Source organism: Algoriphagus aquatilis (assembly GCF_042657405.1).
GTDB lineage: Bacteria > Bacteroidota > Bacteroidia > Cytophagales > Cyclobacteriaceae > Algoriphagus > Algoriphagus aquatilis.
This window is the reverse complement of sequence record NZ_JBHSKS010000003.1, coordinates 287,732-303,891: the sequence shown is the minus strand read 5'-3', so window position 1 is coordinate 303,891 and position 16,160 is coordinate 287,732. Positions and strand designations below refer to the sequence as shown.

The following is a 16,160-nucleotide window of genomic DNA, read 5'->3' as shown; positions in this document are numbered from 1 at the left end:
TTTGAGTTAGGTTTGGTTATTTTTTAATAAAGCGCTGATGCAGCACCCGCTTGTTGTCAAACGCCTCAAAGATATAAATCCCTGCCTGAATTTCACTTAGATCAAATCCTAAAATCTGATCGGCTGTCCTGCGCTGTCCGTCAAAAACCAGTCTTCCTGCCATATCCACTACACGGAAAGTAGCTTCTGTCATGTCTTTAGGCAGCTCCACGGTGAGGGTTTGAGAGGCTGGATTGGGATATACTTTAAAGCCATTGGTATTTACTTCCTCAGGAATTGCTGTAACAAAGTCTTCTTGCAAAATCCCCTTTTCTGGAGTTGGGAGCTTCTTGCTGGTATAGACCACAAATTCACTTGGGCGGAAACTAACCGTCCTCGTGGTGCTTGAAAGCGTGATTTCTTCTCCGGTGAAGTAATTGTACCATTTTCCGGCCTTTGGAAAATCGATAGAGATATTGGTGACTGTATTGAGCCCAAAATTACCGTGAATCACCACATCCAAGTCAGGATGCTCCAGTTGAATGGATTTGATGGAAGCACTCAAGTTAAGGGTGGCTTTTGCAGGTGATGAGAAGACTTTGTGTTCACTTTTCAACTTGATCATTTGCTGATATAGCTTAAACAAGCGAAGCCGCTGCGCATCCTGTAAATATTCCCATCGGGTAGGCTTGATTCCCAATCGATCATTGTTGAGCTCCAAATCGTAGCCAAATTCACCAAACTGCCAAAGCATCTTAGGCCCCGGAATACCGAAGTAAAATGCAGTGAGCAACTGATTGCGATTGACGGCATTCTCCAAACCTCTCAGATCAATCGGGGAGGTCAGTCCAAAATTTCTGGTTTCCCACATCACCCGTTCCTCGTCATGCGATTCTTGATAGGCAATCAGGTGATTTTTGGTCCATTGCCTGTTTTTATAATATGCCCAGTCAATATTATCATTGTTTCCTTTGGCCATATTTCGGAAAGCGCCATTCATATTGCCCCAAAACATCAGCCCATAATTGGCCAACTCGGTTTCTTCCAGATTTTCGGACAAATGCTCCAAAATCACATAAGCATCCGGATGATTCGCTTTGATGCGGTCGTAGATATGTTTCCAGATTTTAATTCTGGAAGCATCGTATTGGGACCATTGCCCTACGTTGTCTCCCGAATTTACCTGAGTGAAACCTTTGGAAAGGTCAAATCGGAAGCCATCGACTTTATATTCCGTCAACCAATAATTATTGACCGAATCGACAAAAGTGCGTGTGTATTTGCTCTCGTGGTTAAAATCATACCCCACATTGAAAGGGTGCTTGGCCACTCGGTTAAACCAAGGATTGTCTTCGGTAGGAGCTCCATAATCCCCGTCATTGTACAGACGCACCATGGTATTTTGCCCAAAAGCATGATTGAGCACCATGTCCAAAATGACCACCATTCCTTTGCCATGCGCTTCATCGATTAGGCGTTTGAGGTCATTTTTGGTTCCGTAATATTTATCGGGAGCAAAGAAAAAGGATGGATTGTAGCCCCAGGAAAGATTCCCTTCAAATTCGCCCACAGGCATCAGCTCAATTGCGTTGATGCCAAGACTTTTCAGGTAATCCAGCCGATCAATCACAGCTTGATGGGTTCTTTTCGAATCAAAATCCCTTACCAATAATTCATATACCACCAATTCTTCAGGCTTGGGCTTGGTGTAGGAAAGGTTTTTCCAAGCAAATGGAGTTTGACCTGTTTGCAGGTAAGTAGCCTGAAATTCTGTCTTTCCTGATGGATATGGTCTGAGACCAGGGTGTCGGTTTTGGGTAATGATCTCTTGGTCGTTAAAAGGATCCGAGGTCTTGTCGGCATAAGGATCTCCGATGCGGATATCTCCATCGACCAAGTATTGGAAAATGTATTCCTGCTGGGGCACCAAGCCTGAGAGCTTTAGCCAAAAGACTTCCCCATCGGGTGTTTTTTTCATTTGATACTCCGGCAGAACCTTCCAATCATTGAAGTCACCGATGACATGTGCGATGCTTTTCTTAGGAGCTTGCAGCGCCAAAATTACTTCGGTGTCAGAGAGGTAATTGATGCCTAATTTGGCTCCCGCAGGAAGTGCAGCCGTCTCTGAAGCTGCAAAAACCACCAAATTCAGCGATTGGGAATCATTCAACGAGCCACTTACTCCTTTCACAGCCAAATTAAAATTGCCCGCCTGTGTGGCTGTGAAATTGTAAACGAGTTCTTGTGCATTCTTAGCCTCGGCTACTTTTACCCCATCGAGTTCCATGCTCAGGTCGGCAGCTTGCGAGGCAGCAGCTTTAAACTCAAAGGATTTGCCAACTTCCAGCGAAACCGATGTAGCGGATTGGGGTGAAGTAAAACTCACATCAAAACCCTGCGCAAGGTTGATGAAAAAGTCAGAGTTGGTAGAAGTCTTTCCTTCTTTGGTTCCGTCAGCATTTCTGAAAACCATCCCCAATCTAAAAATCGTCAGGTTGTTAGGATTGACAAAAAAAGTATTTGGAACCAGTTCAAAGGTGTAAATATTTGGCTGACCAGTCACTTTGGTCATTTTTGCAGCCGCAGTGGTGGTACCCCATTGGAAAGGAACAATGGTCCATGTGGTGGAAGTAGGTCCACCGGTAACCGCCCCAATATGGATGTACACGTCGCAATTGCAATCCTTAAGTCCTGTCGTTCCTTTGGATGCATCATAGATGATCTTGACCGTGCTGCCTGCATTTGGAATTGCGGGTTCTGTAGTGACCTGTGCAAGTGTGATGGCTAGAGTGCCAAAAAACGATAAAAGAACTAGAAAATATCTGGCTATTGGGTTCATGGAAAGGGTACTAGTTGTTGTTTTTCACTTTCAGACTTGACTATATTTTAGGTAAATCCAAATGAGTGGTAGAAAGAACCTGTAAACTACTTTCGACAAAGGGAACCTGCAAGCTTTTGGAATTCAAAAGCTCAGTGCAGCTTTATGCACACGTTTGCGGTGACGATTGCATCAAAAACTTTTTTCCACCTTTGATCCCAAGATTTTTAAACTCTGAAAAAATGATCTAAAATCAGCCCAACAAAATCCATCCCACTGTAGGTAATCGTCTTATCTTTAAAGAAAAGTAACCGAAGATTTTTAATGAAGCTCGAGCAATCCACCATCAAAGACATCGCCAGAGAACTAAACGTATCCTCTTCCACCGTCTCCAGAGCTTTGAAAGACTATCCCGGAATCAGCGATGAAACCAAGCGCAAAGTCAAAGAAATGGCCGATAAGCTCAACTACCGGCCTAATGCGATTGCACTTTCTCTCCGAAAAAGCCGATCCTTTACCATAGGGGTAATCATCCCCGAGGTGGTCCATTTTTTCTTTTCTACTGTAATCAGCGGAATAGAAGAAGTGGCATTTTCCAGAGGGTACAATGTGATTTTGACCCAAACGAATGAGAAAATCGCCCGTGAAAAGTCCAGTATCGACACCATGCTTTCCAATCAAATTGATGGTTTTTTAGTGAGTTATTCCAAAGAAACCACGGATTTCGAACACTTTTCGAGACTCTTGGACAAAGGCTATCCGATCGTGTTTTTTGACAGAGTTCCCGATATCGAGGGGGCAATACATGTCATCGTGGATGACTACTCGGGTGCATACGAAGCTACCAAACACCTGATTCTTCAAGGATATTCCAGAATAGTCCACTTAGCAGGGCCTTCTAATTTGAAGATATCCAAGGAACGGATTCGTGGCTATCAAGATGCCTTGAGAGATTTTGGAATTGAGACTAACCCGGATTACATCGTCGAAACGCGTACCGATGACGAAGCCCAGAAAATAACAGCACATCTTCTGAATACATTGTCACCTCGACCTGATGCCTTTTTTGGAAACAATGACATGGCTGCAGTAGGAGCAATGATGGCCTGCAAAGCCGCCGGCCTCACAGTGCCCGATCAAATTGGCATCGTGGGATTTAGCAATTGGCAATTTTGCTCCATGATCGATCCAAGCTTGACATCTGTGGCACAGCCGGGTTCACGAATCGGCGCAAAAGCAACGGAGATTTTACTGGACCTGATCGAAAAGAAAATCAATCTCGAGGACTTTGAACCATCTGTGGTGTTAGAAACCGAATTATTGATCAGGAAATCCTCTGTTAGGATAGAAAAATGATGATTTTCTTGAAAAAATATTTCCTTCCAATTGCAATCGTTTGAATAGGGCAAATTTTTAAATGGAAGGGGATTTCAGAATATAAAAAAGCCTTCTGCAGTGCACTGAGGCCTGATTTCTGATTTTTATCCTTCACTTTCGTTTCTAATTTAGCATACCACCTACCCTAGTGGTCAACTAGACAAGAAATGAACGCTACTTCTACTGCCGCAAAAACTTCCAAAAACTCGGCTCGAAACTCCACTTTCGGTGAAATCCTCGAATGGAAATCCAATCGAACAGGGCTCGAAGGAAGGAGCAAACGGTCCATTTTTAAAATCACAGTCTATCAAGACGGGATTATCCGAGTTCAGGCGAGTCGAATGGAAAACTTCGAGCCCAATCCCTATTCCGTGGTCTCATCCCCTGAGCAAACAGCCTTCAAACTCGAAGAGTCTCAGGAGAAGCTAATCTTAAAGACCAACTTGCTTAAACTGGAGATAGATTTAGCCTCTTTCAGACTCTCCTTTTACGATCAGTCCGGAAAATTGCTCAACCAGGACGATAGCCTTGGCATCTCATGGATTGGCACGGAAGTAAGCAACTACAAGGAAGTTCAGCTTAATGAGAAGTTTCTCGGTTTGGGAGAAAAGACCGGTAATCTCAACCGATTTGGCAAAGCCTACACCAACTGGAATACGGACTACTTCGCATACGGAGTCGGTGACGATCCGCTGTACATGAGTATTCCCTTTTTTCTTGGCGTTCACGACCAGGGAGCTTATGGAATTTTCTTTGACAATACCCATAAGACAGTTTTCAACTTTGGTGCCTCCACCAACCGATTTATCTATTACAGTGCCGAGGATGGTGACATGGATTACTACTTTATCCATCAGCCCTCCATGGCGGAGATTATTTCAGCCTATACTTGGCTGACCGGACGTATGCAAATGCCACCCAAATGGGCGCTTGGCTTTCAGCAATGCCGCTATTCCTACTATCCGGAGTCAGAAGTCTATGCGGTGGCTCAGGGATTTCGGGACAAAAAAATGCCGGCTGATGTGATCTACCTCGACATCCACCACATGGAAGCTTACAAGGTGTTTACCTTTGACGGGGAAAAATTCCCCAATCCCAAAGCCATGATTGCAAGGCTCAAGGAAAAAGGGTTTAAGGTGGTAGTGATCATGGACCCGGGTATCAAAACACAAAAAGGATACAGACCTTATGAAGAAGGTTTGGAAAATGGTCTTTTCGTAAACTATCCGGATGGAAAAACCTATGAGGCCCAAGTATGGCCGGGTTGGTGCGCCTTCCCTGACTTCACCAAAGCTGAAACCCGGACTTGGTGGGCGGAGGAAATGGCCTTTTACACCGAAGCTGGGGTGGATGGCTTCTGGACAGATATGAATGAACCTGCTTCTTGGGGTCAGTTTACTCCCAATCTGATCGAGTTTGACTACGAAGGCGAAGGAGCTTCACACCGAAAAGCCAGAAACATCTACGGCATGCAGATGGCGCGAAGTGCGCAGGAAGGTTCAGCCTTTCAAAATCCAGAGAAAAGGCCTTTTGTCCTGACCCGATCCGGATTTGCAGGGATACAGCGCTATGCGGCTGCTTGGACAGGTGACAATGTGGCTTCCGAAGAGCACATGCTGGCAGGAATTCGATTAGTGAATTCACTGGGTTTGAGTGGAGTTTCTTTCGCAGGGTATGACGTGGGAGGATTTGCAGGTGAGGCCAGTAAAAGCCTATTTGCCCGCTGGATGAGCATTGGCGCTTTTGCACCTTTCTATCGTGCTCACTCCATGATCAACACCAATGACTCGGAGCCATGGGCTTTTGGAGAGGAAGTAGAGGAAATCAGCAGAAACTATATGAAGCTGAGATATAAACTTTTACCTACGATCTACAGCAAGTTTTACTCTAGCTCAATTACCGGTCTTCCAATCTCAGCTTCCTTGGCAGTAGCCTATTCTCAGGATGAAATGATCTACCAAAGTGCCTACCAAAACGAATACCTCTTTTGCGATGCTTTCTTGGTAGCCCCAGTGGAAAGCCACAAGGAAATCACCAAAGTCTACCTCCCGCAGGGAAAATGGTATTACCTCTATTCGGATCAAAAGCACCAAGGCAATAAGGTGATTTACCAAGATTGCCCGCTCAATTACCTTCCCATCTATGTAAAAGGAGGTCAGGTTTTCACTATGCAATCTGACATCACGCATACCGAAGAGAATACTGACGGAATCCTAAGTATCCACGTGTATCAAGGTGAGACTGGCTCTGAATTTATCCATTATGAAGATGCTGGTGAAGGTTTGAACTACCTCGAAGGAGACTTTCACCAGCGCAAGATTCACTACAAACCCGAGCAGCAATTACTAATTTTAGAGGAAGCGACTGGTTCTAGAAAAAGTGATTTCCACACCATTCGATTGTTTCTCCATAGTTTTGAATCTGACTCCATTGAGGTGAATGGGGAGAAAGAAGCGCTCCAAACCAGGAACTATGCATTTTTGGAGAGGCTGACCGAGTTTGATCCGCTTCCTGAGCATAATCATCCTTATTTCGAAATCACAAATCTTAGGATTCTTGAGTTACCTTATACCTCAGAAGAGATCGTCATTACTAGCCTGATTTAAACCTCTTCCCTACCCCACTAACCCACCCAAAATGACCCAAGAAAAAAAACAGCTGAGTTTCTGGCAGATCTGGAACATGAGTTTCGGATTTCTGGGAATTCAATTTGGATTTGCCCTGCAGGGCGGATTCATGTCCAGAATCTTTCAGACCCTCGGAGCAGACAAGGATGCAATCCCCTTTTTATGGATTGCAGCCCCACTTACGGGTTTGCTCGTACAGCCTATTGTAGGCTACTTGAGTGATCGAACTTGGCATCCGAGGTTTGGAAGGAGAAAACCTTTCTTCTTTATCGGTGCTGTCCTGAGTACGGTGGCTTTGTTTTTTGCCCCTTACTCTTCGGCTCTTTGGATGGCTGCCGGAGCACTCTGGATTTTGGACGCCTCGATCAATATCTCCATGGAACCCTTCCGAGCTTTGGTCGCTGATAAGCTTCCGGACTCACAGCGTTCTTACGGGTTTGTGGTACAAACGCTAATCATCGGGATTGGTACCTGGGTAGCCTCCAATCTGCCTTGGATGATGACACAATTGGGCGTACCCAATACCGCTGCGGAGGGCGTAGTACCGGATTCTGTGAAATATGCGTTTGGCATCGGTGCCTTGGTCCTGTTCACTTCGATCCTCTACACAATCCTAACCACTGATGAATATCCTCCTGAGGACTTGGAAGAATTTGAGCGGGAAAAAGCGGCAAAAAAGGGATTTTTATGTGGTTTTGAAGAGATCTTGAAAAATATTTCCTCTATGCCAAAGGTGATGATGCAATTGGGATTAGTGCAGTTTTTCTCTTGGTTTGCCTTTTTTACCATGTGGAGTTTTGCGACGCCTGCCATCACAGAGCATATTTTCGGAGCGACAGACACTACTTCAGAAGCTTACAACAATGCCGCTGATAGTGTAGGAAATTACTTAGGCACTTATGGATTGGTTTCGATGATCTACGCGTTGGTTCTTTCCTTTGTCGCATCCAAAATCAAAATCAACCGAAAGCTCCTTCACCTCGTCAGTTTGATTGCCGGAGGATTTGGCTTTATCCTGATCTACTTTATCACTGATCCTTGGATGCTACACCTTTGTTTTTCTCTAGTGGGTATTGCTTGGGCAAGTATTCTTTCGATGCCTTATGCCATGCTATCGGGTTCGGTAGAGCCCAAAAAGATGGGGGTTTACATGGGGATTTTCAATATGTTTATCGTTATTCCACAGATCGTAGCTGCACTAGGCGGGGTCAATTTCTTATATAAACTCCTTTTTGGTGAAGCTGTGATCAATACCATGCTGCTTGCCGGGACCTTGTTGATCTTGGCCGGTCTGTCCAATCTACTGATCACAGACAAAAAAGCCACTCACGACTGATTTGACCTATTTCTTACCAAAAGCCGGAATGATTTCATTTCGGCTTTTTACTTTTAGGGAAAATCCATCTCGATGAAAACCCTTCGTATCACCGGAGTACCTGAGCATTTCAATTATCCGTTTCGCTTGCTTTTCGAGCAACAACCTTTTTTAAAACGTGGAATCACGATCGATTGGAAAGAGGAATCTCGAGGCTCAGGACAGATGAATCTGGACCTCCGAAATGGAGATACTGACGTCGCAATCTTACTCACAGAGAGTTTCTTGAAAGATTTTGAAGCAGGAAATCCGTCCAAAATGATTGGATTTCATGTGACCTCTCCTTTGATTTGGGGAATTCATGTAGGTCAAACCAGTGGAGTTTCTTCACTTTCAGAGTTGGAGGAAAAGAAAGTCTTGATCAGCCGAATGGGTTCAGGATCGCATCTGATGGCAATGGTTTTGGCCAAAAGAGAAAACTGGGATACTTCGTCCCTTACTTTTGAACTGGTGGGCAATATGGAAGGAGCCGAAAAAGCGATGGATGCAGGGAGTAAGGGGATTTTTCTTTGGGAGAAATATACCACTGCACCGATGGTGGAAAAAGGCAAGATGAAACGAATTGGAGAAATTCCAAGTCCTTGGCCTTGCTTTGTAATGGTTGCTTCAGCAGCAGCACTTACAGAATTTGGAGAAGTGATTTTTGATCTGAGAAATGAGATATATCGACTTTCTCACGTCCTGTCACCATCGGAAAACCTCGCCGATCTTCTGGCTATTGAATATCAGCTCAATCCTGAAGATGTGAAACAATGGCTCAAACAGACCATTTGGTGCACCGAACCGGTAATTTCCAAGTCTGTTTTAGAGAATTCGATACAGATAATGAAAGACCTGAAAATCCTAAGCGGTGACTTGGACTTGGGAAGATTTTTGGATTTGAGTCATCTCCGAGTCGAGGATTAATGGAGTACAAGGCAGCTGAATACAAAACTTAGTGCCAACACCTATTTGACTGTCGATAAATACTTCGCCTCCATTTTTCCGAACAAATTCTTTGGTGAGTTGTAGACCCAACCCCGAGCCCTTTTCTTTTTGGGTACCGGGTTTTGACTTTGTAATCGTATACGAATCAGATAAGATTGCCTTGATTTGCTCCTCTGACATTCCAACACCCTGATCCTGAATGCACATTCTTATGAAGTCCGTATTTTTTTCAGAAAAAATAAAAATAGAACCACCATTGTTAGAAAATTTTGCAGCATTATTCAGGACATTTCTGACCGCCACTTCAATTGAATTGGGATCAGCAAATGCCATTACCTCATCCTCCATCTGATTGCAGATTTGAAGATTTTTCTCTTTGAATGAGGACTCCAAAAGGGATAAAGAATGATCTACTGTATTCCTGAGATTAAATTCAGCTGCATTGATTTTGAAACCGCCCATTTGTGACATAGACCATTGAAGGGTGTTATTCAGTGTAAAATTGACTGAGTCAATGTCTTTTTTGAGCGTAGAAATCAAGGATTCAAATTCTCTCTGATCCAATTGATTTCCAGTCAAAAGGTCAACCACCGCTTTAACCTGACCTACCGGTCCGCGCAAATCGTGGCCTAGAATGGAAAACAGCTTGTTTTTAGTCTCATTGATCACCGAAAGTTCAGCAGATTGTGACTCCAATGCCTGATTTTGTTCCTCAATTCTCTTTTGCTTGGAAACCAGATCTTGATTGGTTTTAGACACACTTACATTTAAAAAATACATCCGGATCAAAAGGACAGCAATCACCGCCAACCCCAAAGAAAGGATAAGGATGTTTCTTTTTGAACTTGCTAATCGAAAAGCCTGATTTTCATTTTGAGCCTTCAAAAGCTCGAGTTCAGATTTTTCAAGATTTTCTTCAAACATGCCCTGGAGCAAGTTCAACCGATCCCTATTGGATTTATTTACAAGTGAATCATTGTAAATCTGATGACTTTGGAGGTGGGCAAAAGCCTTTTGGATATTCCCTTCTTTTTCATAAACCTGGGCTAAGTATTTATGACTTTTTGAAAGCTCATCCAAAAATCCTTCCTGCTCGCAAAATCCCACAGAAAAAGAAAGAACCTCTTTAGCCTCCTTCAATTTGCCTCCCAGAAGAAAAGCATTTCCTAATCGATGGAGGACTCCAGCTTCGAAAGACTTCACTTTTTGAGCCCTCGCCAAATCCAGAGACTTAGAAAAAATAACCTGAGCTGTATCGTAATTTCCTTTTGCTAAAAATACATCTCCTACTACTCGATGTGCGAATGAGGTCAAATAAGGAGATCCTGCATCTTCATTTAATTTGATGGAAGTTTGAGCAAAATAAAGAGCAGAATCCTGGTTACCGGATTGAGTAAAGTTAAGGGCTACATTGTTCAAACTTCTAATACGAGTGTATAGATCATCTACTTCAGTAGCAAGCTCATATCCTCTTCTAAAGTGCTCAATTGCTTTTTCATAATTCATCTGCTCATAATAGAGAGCTCCCAAATTATTCATCAGTCTTGCGGCCTGAAGCTTATCCCCTACTGCTAATGCCATTCGATAAGCTTCGCTAGAATACTCAAATGACTTTTGCCAATTGCCTTGTCGGTAATAAATCCAACCGATATTTTCCAAAGCTCTGCTTTTAGCAGAAGTATCTTTTAAACTTGAAGCTAAGGAATCAGCTTCCTTTGAGAAGGAAAAAGCAATTTTCTGGTTTGATTCTCTTACTTGGGTTGCTACCTCATTGAGAATCTCAAGCCTCTCTTTACCTTTTTTACCTGAAAGCAATACCACCAAACTATCCTGATCGACTTGTTCCGGATTGCCAAGGGTGACCAAGGGCATCAAGTAAAAAAGCAATATCAGAAAGCGTGATAACACAGATGATTTTTTAAATAATATGAAATGCAAAATAAACACAATAAATCAACCTTGATAGATCAATTTGTTTCAAAATAACACCATTGTTATCAATTTTTTAGAAAATTTAGGTGCATTACCTAATTCACCTATTGTTACCAAAAAAAAGAGATTAGAGAAACTTACCCTCATGTCCGGTTTAGATCCAAAATCTAAGTCAAAATCCATCCAATCATCAATAAATGAAGAAATTAAAGGGTATTCTGACTTATTGAATGAATAAACACGGTGCTTTATCCTAACTGATCCCAATCCCACTCTTTGTTGATTTGGGAAATCGCATGATAAGCCGTGAGGTCATATTGGCAAGGGACAATAGAGATGTAGTTATTCGCGATAGCCCACTCGTCATTGTCCTCCCCTTTGTCAAAATTCACAAAGTTTCCTGCCATCCAAAAGTATTTTCTTCCAGTAGGGTCATATCGCTCAGCAAACTCCTCCTGCCATTTTGCATCGGCCTGCCGGCAGATTTTAATTCCTTTAATAGGTTCGTTTCTTTTGGGAGGAAAATTCACATTCAAGGCTACCCCTTTGGCAATTCCTCTTTCAAGCACTTGTCTGGCTATTTTTTCCACCCATTCTTCAACATGAGAGAAATCGGCTTTAGAAGAAAAATCACACAGACTGAATCCGATAGAAGGATATCCCTCCAATGCACCCTCGATCGCAGCGGACATAGTACCGGAATAAAGCACGGAGATCGAAGTATTCGAACCATGATTGATCCCACTTACCACAAGGTCGGGAATACGGTCTTTTAGGACATAGTGCTTAGCCAATTTGACGCAATCAGCCGGAGTACCACTGGACTTGTAGGCCAATACATCCTCAAAAATATCTTCTTCGTATAGGCGTAGGGTCTCGCCAATGGTTATCGCATGCCCCATTCCAGATTGCGGGCTATCCGGCGCAACCACCACGACATCACCCAGTTTTTTCATAACGGATACCAATACTCGAATACCTTTGGAGGTAATGCCGTCGTCATTGGAGACGAGGATCAATGGTCTGGACATGGGATATTAATTCTGCAATTCGTTGTAATAAGCAGTGATTCGCAACAAATCACCACGCTTGTCATGCTCCAATCGATTTTTTCTCATGAAAAGATCGATTTCGTCATCGTGTCCGGGAAGCATGGAAAACAAGTCTTTCTTTTTTAGACTGTATTTTTCAAGCCGTCCGTTTTTTAGAAAATAATAATTAAATGCCAATCGGTACCCTGTAAAATTGGGTGGCCCCCAAAACGGATTCATGCCCATACCCATTGCTCCCCAATTATTCATCCCACGGGTATCTGTGGCAATGTACTCTCTGCAAAGCAAGGCAATGTTTTCACCCTGGGTGAGCACTTCAAAAAAAATCGGAGTTTCATAGTCTCCATTTAAAGAATAAGGAAGACTGTAAAATTTTCTTATTCCTCCATAGGTCTCATCATAAATCTCAAAACTCACCACATTGGAAGCAGTAAATGTGGTAACTGCCTCAGCTTGGAGCTGTACAAGGTTATTGTCCATGTCATACTTCAGCTGACCACTGAAAGTAGCTCCATCAGCGAGGAAAATATTCCCTTTATGCCAAATCTGCGAGGGAAACTGTTGATTTTGAGCAATGACTGACACCAAGCTCAAAAAGGTAAGAAGGATACTAAGCCAGGCTTTTTTCATAAGAGTCAAATAAGGTACTTCATATACGGCCTTAACGCCTCCGAGTTAATTCTTGCTACGTAATTGATTCAAAATTTCAGCACAGATTATTTCAAAATGTTGTGCCCCATTTTGTCACGTTTGGTTTTGAGGTAGTTTTCATTGTGAGGATTAGGCTGAATCTCAATTCCCACCTGCTCTACGATCTCCAGCCCATAGCCGAGGAGGCCTACCCTTTTTTGAGGATTATTGGAAATAAGACGGATTTTGGAAATTTCAAGATCCCGCAAAATCTGAGCACCCACACCATAATCTCTACCATCCATAGGCAAGCCTAAAGCCAAATTGGCCTGGACGGTATCCATGCCCTGCTCCTGAAGTTTGTAGGCTTTCAGCTTATTGATTAAGCCTATGCCTCTGCCTTCTTGATTCATATAGAGCACCACCCCTTTTCCTTCTTTTTCAACCATCTGCATCGCAGCGTGTAGTTGAGGGCCACAATCACAACGACATGATCCGAAAATATCCCCTGTCACGCAGGAGGAATGTACGCGTACCAGAACTGGCTCATCTTTTTCCCAAGTACCTTTGATTAAAGCCATGTGGATTTCTTGGGTGTTAGTTTGTCTGAAAGCGATCAGATCGAAACTTCCCCAAGTAGTAGGCATTTCCACACCGATTTCACGCTTGATCAGAGACTCATTTTTTAGTCGGTAAGCGATGAGGTCTTTGATAGATACAAGCTTGAGATTGAAGCGTTCACGAACCTTGAACAAATCATCCAATCTAGCCATGGTACCATCCTCATTCATGATTTCCACCAAAACCCCAGCGGGCTGTAAACCAGCCAACCTGGAAAAATCTATTGCGGCTTCGGTGTGACCAGCTCTTCGGATTACACCTCCCCGTTTGGCTTTCAGGGGGAAAATATGTCCAGGTTTGCCTAATTCACTGGGATGGATCGAATCATCCACCAAGGCCTTGATGGTCTTGGCACGGTCTGAAGCAGAAATCCCTGTAGTACATCCATGGCCGATTAAGTCCACAGACACTGTAAATGGGGTCTCAAAAGCTGCCGTATTATTGCCCACCATTAATTCAAGCCCTAGCTGATCACAACGGTCTTCAATAAGCGGGGCACAAATGAGCCCCCTACCGTGTGTCGCCATAAAATTGATGATCTCAGGTGTCACCTTCTCCGCTGCACACACGAAATCCCCTTCATTTTCACGGTCTTCATCATCGACTACGATAATTACCTCCCCGTTTTTAATGGCTTCAATGGCGTCTTCGATGGGATCTAACTGATAATTTTCCACAGGAATTGAGTTGAGTAAGGGATGTAACGAAGCAAAGTTAGCTTCTTTAAGGTGTAAAACAGGAAGTCACCAAAGAAAGTTTGGTTTTTAACCAATGACAATTCCAAGCTCTTTGTCTATTTCAAGTTGGACTTTTTTGAGCTCGAAATAAACTTGCTGAAGCTCAAATACTTTATCCACTTCGAGTTTCTCCAATTCAGCTGATTTGATTTTTTGCTTAGCCTCCTCCATCATTTTTTGAACCAGTCTCCTTTTCAGCCTAAGAATCGACTTAAAAGCAGTCTGAGCCAAATCATCAGCCTCCGTGGTTATGAAGATCTGATGGCGCTCGTGCCAATGAGTAGAAATCTCGTGTCTGGGGGTTATCAAATCAATGACCACTTGCTTAACCTCAGCGTCTCTTTGCCCAATAAAAAAATCATGCGTAGGAATTTCTCCTTGACTCAACGCATTGCGATAGAGCATCATTATTTTCTGATAGATAGGGGTTTGAAAAGTTATGCCTTCCGTTTCGGCCAGTAGGTATTGACAAAGGTGTAGGTCTTCGTGATCGAGCTTTTGCCAACCATAGTTGATCAGCAGACGGATAGTCTCCTTTTCCTGAATGCTTAGCGTCTCTTCAGCTGAAATCTCAACTTTTGTAGGAATCAATTCCTCCAATTGCTCTTCCGCTTCCTTTTCCTCTTTTGCTTTCTGAAACTGATCTTTCTGTGTCTTGACCAGATTTTTGTTCAATTCCGAAAGCAGGATCCCTTCTTCGATCTCCAATAATCCTGAGGCTTCTTTGGTATAAACCGATCGGATTATCGGATCAGGAATCTTTCCGATGCTCTGAACCACTTCACGGATTACCTCTGCCTTTCGAATGGGATCTTTAGCGATTTCATCCCGATATAGGCTAATTTTGAAACCTATAAAATCACGGCTGTTTGCCTTCAAATAATCTTGGAATGCTTGAGATCCAACTTTCCTTGAAAAGCTGTCCGGATCCTCGCCATCCGGAAACACCACCGCTTTCACATTAAGCCCTCCCTCTAGAAGTAAATCAATCCCCCTCAAAGAAGCTTTGATTCCGGCATTGTCTCCGTCATAGAGGACGGTCACCTGATTAGTAAAGCGCTTGATCAGTTTGATTTGACCTTCCGTAAGCGAAGTTCCAGAAGAGGCTACCACGTTTTCGATTCCCGATAGGTGCATGGATATGACATCCGTATAGCCTTCGACCAAGAAACAGTTGTCAAAATCCCGAATAGCCTTTTTGGCCTGAAACATCCCATAAAGCACATCGCTTTTGTGATAAATTGGCGTCTCAGGAGAATTGATGTATTTAGGCTGATTCTTATCCTTTGTCAGAATTCGGGCACCAAAGCCAATGGGCTTTCCGCTGATGTTGTGGATGGTAAATGTGACCCGATTCCGAAAGCGGTCATACATCCTTTCGGGCTCCCCTTCTTTTTGGAGGATCAATCCTGCCTTAAGCAAAATTTCTTCCTGGAATCCAGCGGATTTTGCAGCTTTCAACAAATGATCCCATCCATCCAGGGCGTACCCCAAGTCGAATTTTTGGATGATCTGAGGGGTAAATCCCCGCTCTTTAAAATAGCTGACCCCAATCGAACGGCCTTCGGGGGTTTCCAGATTTTTTACAAAAAAGTCCTTGGCAAAATTCAATGCAATGAAAAGACTTTCCCGCTCATTTTGCTCCAAATTTTGTTCCGGAGTACGGGTCTCTTCCTCTTCGACCTCTATCCCGTATTTTCCTGCGAGATGTCGGATTGCTTCCTGAAATCCAATCCCTTCAATATCCATGACAAACTGGATGGGATCACCTGCTTTGCCACAACCAAAGCACTTGTAGATTTGCTTCGCAGGAGAAATGGAAAAAGACGGAGTTTTTTCACCATGGAAAGGGCAGCAGGCCCACATGTTTTGCCCTTTCTTTTTCAACTGCACATAGTCACCCACCACTTCGACAATGTCTGCGCGTTCTTTTACTTTATCACTTGTCAGCTTGCTTACACTCATAGGAAGGGTGAAAGAAACAAAGTTAAGCTCAGAATTGACAATTGGAAGAAGAAGGTTTTCCAGAACTATTTGACATTTTAGGAAGTTTCACATTTGTATTTGCCGTGGGTTTTTCAAAGC

General features: G+C 43.4%; 10 protein-coding genes. 4 read left to right on the top strand and 6 right to left on the bottom strand.

Translation table 11 applies throughout. The annotated features are described in order from the left end of the window. Positions 1-16: 16 nt before the first annotated feature. Positions 17-2,818 (bottom strand): alpha-amylase family glycosyl hydrolase, encoded by a 2,802-nt coding sequence (locus ACFPIK_RS05675; protein ID WP_377913114.1) that lies wholly within the window; start codon positions 2,816-2,818, stop codon positions 17-19. 303 nt (positions 2,819-3,121) lie between these two features. Here ACFPIK_RS05675 and ACFPIK_RS05670 point away from each other — a divergent pair, with 303 nt between their 5' ends. From ACFPIK_RS05670 to ACFPIK_RS05655, 4 genes are all read left to right on the top strand, one after another. After that, on the top strand, positions 3,122-4,153 hold the full coding sequence (locus ACFPIK_RS05670) for a LacI family DNA-binding transcriptional regulator (protein WP_377913112.1): 1,032 nt from the start codon (positions 3,122-3,124) through the stop codon (positions 4,151-4,153). A 188-nt stretch (positions 4,154-4,341) separates the two neighbouring features. Beyond that, complete coding sequence (locus ACFPIK_RS05665) at positions 4,342-6,780, top strand: glycoside hydrolase family 31 protein (RefSeq protein WP_377913110.1); 2,439 nt, start codon at positions 4,342-4,344, stop codon at positions 6,778-6,780. Between the two features lie 31 nt (positions 6,781-6,811). After that, positions 6,812-8,137 (top strand): MFS transporter, encoded by a 1,326-nt coding sequence (locus ACFPIK_RS05660; protein WP_377913108.1) that lies wholly within the window; start codon positions 6,812-6,814, stop codon positions 8,135-8,137. A gap of 72 nt (positions 8,138-8,209) precedes the next feature. Further along, positions 8,210-9,082, top strand: coding sequence for a type 2 periplasmic-binding domain-containing protein (locus tag ACFPIK_RS05655; RefSeq protein WP_377913106.1), 873 nt, complete (start codon positions 8,210-8,212; stop codon positions 9,080-9,082). Here the strand turns inward: ACFPIK_RS05655 and ACFPIK_RS05650 are convergent. From ACFPIK_RS05650 to dnaG, 5 genes are all read right to left on the bottom strand, one after another. Further along, on the bottom strand, positions 9,020-11,011 hold the full coding sequence (locus ACFPIK_RS05650; RefSeq protein WP_377913104.1) for a tetratricopeptide repeat protein: 1,992 nt from the start codon (positions 11,009-11,011) through the stop codon (positions 9,020-9,022). The two genes, ACFPIK_RS05655 and ACFPIK_RS05650, sit on opposite strands and share 63 nt — an antisense overlap. A gap of 272 nt (positions 11,012-11,283) precedes the next feature. Beyond that, the gene (surE, locus tag ACFPIK_RS05645) at positions 11,284-12,066 is read right to left on the bottom strand and encodes a 5'/3'-nucleotidase SurE (RefSeq protein WP_377913102.1); all 783 of its coding nucleotides are present in this window, start codon (positions 12,064-12,066) and stop codon (positions 11,284-11,286) included. A gap of 6 nt (positions 12,067-12,072) precedes the next feature. Continuing rightward, a complete protein-coding gene (locus ACFPIK_RS05640) occupies positions 12,073-12,717 on the bottom strand; it encodes a hypothetical protein (protein ID WP_377913100.1) in 645 nt (214 codons plus the stop codon). 86 nt (positions 12,718-12,803) lie between these two features. Beyond that, positions 12,804-14,015 (bottom strand): bifunctional 3,4-dihydroxy-2-butanone-4-phosphate synthase/GTP cyclohydrolase II, encoded by a 1,212-nt coding sequence (locus ACFPIK_RS05635; RefSeq protein ID WP_377913098.1) that lies wholly within the window; start codon positions 14,013-14,015, stop codon positions 12,804-12,806. Between the two features lie 87 nt (positions 14,016-14,102). Beyond that, positions 14,103-16,040: a DNA primase gene (gene dnaG / locus ACFPIK_RS05630; protein WP_377913096.1), complete on the bottom strand. Its 1,938-nt coding sequence runs from the start codon at positions 16,038-16,040 to the stop codon at positions 14,103-14,105. Positions 16,041-16,160: the final 120 nt, after the last annotated feature.

What these genes read in the sequence shown, in the direction of transcription:
- dnaG (WP_377913096.1), bottom strand. Translation starts at nt 16,040, where the DNA reads ATGAGTGTAAGCAAGCTGACAAGTGATAAAGTAAAAGAACGCGCAGAC.
- ACFPIK_RS05665 (WP_377913110.1), top strand. Translation starts at nt 4,342, where the DNA reads ATGAACGCTACTTCTACTGCCGCAAAAACTTCCAAAAACTCGGCTCGA.
- ACFPIK_RS05655 (WP_377913106.1), top strand. Translation starts at nt 8,210, where the DNA reads ATGAAAACCCTTCGTATCACCGGAGTACCTGAGCATTTCAATTATCCG.
- ACFPIK_RS05640 (WP_377913100.1), bottom strand. Translation starts at nt 12,717, where the DNA reads ATGAAAAAAGCCTGGCTTAGTATCCTTCTTACCTTTTTGAGCTTGGTG.
- ACFPIK_RS05660 (WP_377913108.1), top strand. Translation starts at nt 6,812, where the DNA reads ATGACCCAAGAAAAAAAACAGCTGAGTTTCTGGCAGATCTGGAACATG.
- ACFPIK_RS05670 (WP_377913112.1), top strand. Translation starts at nt 3,122, where the DNA reads ATGAAGCTCGAGCAATCCACCATCAAAGACATCGCCAGAGAACTAAAC.
- surE (WP_377913102.1), bottom strand. Translation starts at nt 12,066, where the DNA reads ATGTCCAGACCATTGATCCTCGTCTCCAATGACGACGGCATTACCTCC.
- ACFPIK_RS05675 (WP_377913114.1), bottom strand. Translation starts at nt 2,818, where the DNA reads ATGAACCCAATAGCCAGATATTTTCTAGTTCTTTTATCGTTTTTTGGC.